At 70.3% G+C, this 2,831-nt stretch carries 4 protein-coding genes and 1 pseudogene; all 5 read left to right on the forward strand.

The genetic code is table 11. The features are described 5' to 3' along the window. The coding region (locus MKK54_RS00215; RefSeq protein WP_244008516.1) for a hypothetical protein at positions 1-205 on the forward strand (205 nt) is incomplete at its 5' end. Next, a complete protein-coding gene (locus MKK54_RS00220) occupies positions 205-582 on the forward strand; it encodes a hypothetical protein (protein ID WP_244008517.1) in 378 nt (125 codons plus the stop codon). The genes MKK54_RS00215 and MKK54_RS00220, both read left to right, overlap by 1 nt. A gap of 4 nt (positions 583-586) precedes the next feature. After that, the gene (locus MKK54_RS00225; protein ID WP_244008518.1) at positions 587-1,135 is read left to right on the forward strand and encodes a DUF1833 family protein; all 549 of its coding nucleotides are present in this window, start codon (positions 587-589) and stop codon (positions 1,133-1,135) included. Positions 1,136-1,185: 50 nt separating this feature from the next. Further along, positions 1,186-1,530 carry a glycoside hydrolase gene (locus MKK54_RS00230; RefSeq protein ID WP_244008519.1) on the forward strand — a complete coding sequence of 115 codons (345 nt, stop codon included), beginning with the start codon at positions 1,186-1,188 and terminating at the stop codon, positions 1,528-1,530. Positions 1,531-1,533: 3 nt separating this feature from the next. Further along, a pseudogene (locus MKK54_RS00235) lies at positions 1,534-2,831 on the forward strand (phage tail protein); the annotation flags it as partial.

Raw genomic sequence — 2,831 nt, forward strand, 5'->3', positions numbered from 1 at the left:
TGCGGGAAGCACGGCCATGCCGAGCATCAACTTCATCACCCCGCCCGGAACGAACCTGGAGCCGGAAGGGCCGCCCCAGCGCCGCGCCGACGGTGGGTATGATCAGGTGCTGCGCACGGTGGAAGGCGGCCTCGGCAAGCGTGCGCGCAACGGGCAAGGCCCGTTCGGGCAGGCGGCCGGCGGCGCCTGGTCCAGGATTGGGTGATGGGCAGCATTCCATCCTGGCCGACCGGCCTGCCGGTGCTGCGGGGGCTCGCGTCCTCGGCCGGCTCCGACAGCCTGCATCCAGCCACGCAGGAGACCCAGTTCGACGATGGTCCAAGCCGCGTGCGTCGCAGGTCGCTGTTCGTGACGACCCCGTTGAACATGCAGCTGCGCCTCTCGGCCGAAGCCTTCGTCGTATTCAAGGCCTTCCACCTGAACGACCTGAACACCGGCACCCGGCGCTTCCAGGCGCCGGTCCAACTCCCCGATATGAGCCTGGGGCAGCGGATCTGCCGCATCTCCGGGAAGGTCGCGTGGTCCGCCCCGCGTCGCTTCGAATACCTCGTGTCTTTCACCCTCCTCGTCCAGGACTGGTGATCCGATGACCCTCAAGCAAGCCTTGCAGGAAGCCTATGCTTCCGGTGATGCGGACGGCGTGATCGTCACCACGCTGGAGGTGGACCACGCCTCGCTCGATACCGCGATCCTGCTGGTGCAGAACGTCGACAGCGAGTTGGGCGAACCTGGCGATACCCTGGCGCTCCCCCTTGAGGAGGGCGGCCCCAAGGTCCCGCACCTGCTCTGCGCGTTCTCGGTCATCGCGCCGGGCGCCGATCAAGACGGGCCCACCGAGGGCAAGCTGCAGATCGACAACGTGTCGGACCTGCTGCACGACCTGATGAAGGGCGTCATCGGCTACAACGAGGCGATCCGCATCACCTTCCGCCAGTATCGGGTTCTGCCGGGCCAGATCGCGGCGGTGACGGGCCCCGACGACGACACCCTGACCGGCCTGGAAATGACGCCCGTCGGCCTCTCGGCCGATCGTGCCGAGGGCATCATCGCCTGGCCAGACGGGCGCCAGCAGAACGTGCCCACCGGCCCCAACGCGTTCTTCGATCGTGACAGCCATCCCAGCCTGTTCACGTGAACGACCGCCGGGCCTTCCTGCGCGGGGTGCGGGGCCGACCCTACGATCGGATGGGTTTTAACTGCTGGCACCTCGCCGGCCTGACCCAGGCGACGCTCGCCGGGCGGCTCCTGCCGGCGGCCGATCCGCTCCTGGTCTCGGACCTGCGCGCGCGCGCCCGCGTCCTGGCGAACCATCCGGTGCGGTCCGAGTGGGTCGCGATCCCCCAGCCCGTCGACCTCGCCCTGGTGCTGATGGGCAGGACGGCCGGCGCCGAGACCCATGCCGGCACCTGGCTCGCCGAGGACGGCGGGCTGATCCTGCACACCGACGAACCGCACGGCGTCGCCCTCGATCCGCCCCTGGAGATCGCCCAGGCCCGGCGCTGGCGCATCACCTATCTCGTTCCCCGGTAGTCCATGACCCTCGTCCTGACCACCAACGTCGTCGGCCAGCGGCGCGGCGAGCCCGTGCGGCTGCCGAACCGGCGCCGGCGGCTCTCCACCGTCGTGGCGCGCCATCGGCCCCCGGCCGGGCGACCCTTCATCGTGTCCGTGCACCGGCGCGGCGATCCGGCCGAGATCTACCGGCCGGACGACCGCACCGTGCGGCTGCGCGCGACCTGGTCGAAGACGCTGGTCGGGCCGCAGGACGTCGTGGTCGTCACCGCCGCGCCGCTGGGCAAGGGCGTCGCCTCGATCGGGCTCGCCATCGCCTCGATCGCGCTTATCGCTCTGGCGCCCTATGCCGCGCCGCTCATCGCGGGCTCGGCCCTGTTCGGCGCGGGCGCCGCGGCCGGCGGCCTGACCACGGCCATTCAGGCCGGGCTGGTGATCGGCGGCGTGGCGCTCGGATACGCCGCTCAGGCCTCGAAGGCGTCCGGCACGAAGAAGAACGCGGAGAGCTACAGCATCACGGGCGGCGGCAACGTGCCGAAGCCCGGCGCACGCAAGCCCCTGCTCTACGGCAAGCGCTGGTCCTCGCCCCCGTTGAGCCAAGGCGACTTCGTCAACATCGACGGCGATTCCACCGTGCTGGTGAAGCGGATGACGCTGGGCCTGGGCAAGTTCCAGATCCACCGCATCCGCGTGGCCGACGCGCTGTTCTGGGACGAGGCCTCGGGCATCCAGGCGCCGTTCAACACCGCGACCGGACCGTTCGGCGCGGCGATCGAGTTCCTCTACGAGCAGCCCTCGACCATCGCACCGGGCGACATCATCGCCTCGCCGTCCGTGGGCGGGCAGGAACTGCCGCGTCCCGGCGGCAATCCGAGCCGCACGCCCTGGTTCCGGCTGGCCCCGCAGGGTGTCTCGGTCGACGCCGCGCAGATGGACTGGACCTATCCGGCGATCTACCGGCTGAACTCGGAGGGCAAGGAGAAGCCGACCTCGGCCGGCGTGGTGTTCTACGGCCGGGAGATCGACCCGAACACCGGCGCGGTGATCGGCCCGGAGTTCGAGGCGCACCGTTCGATCGAGGGCACATCGGTCTTCATCCGCACGCCGCTGCGCCGCGTGGCCTACTTCCGCCTGCCCAAGTCCGGCGCCTACGAGATCTCGGCCGCGAACGCTTATCCAGAGGCCCCGGCGAGCGAGACGCAGGAGAACCGCGTGGTCTGGGACGCGATGTACGCGTTCGAGGACGACACCCGCATCCGGCCGCAGACCACCGAGATCGTCCTGCGCATGCGGGCCGGCAAAGGCCTGACCGTCACGGC

This window comes from Methylobacterium sp. J-068 (assembly GCF_022829445.1).
GTDB lineage: Bacteria > Pseudomonadota > Alphaproteobacteria > Rhizobiales > Beijerinckiaceae > Methylobacterium.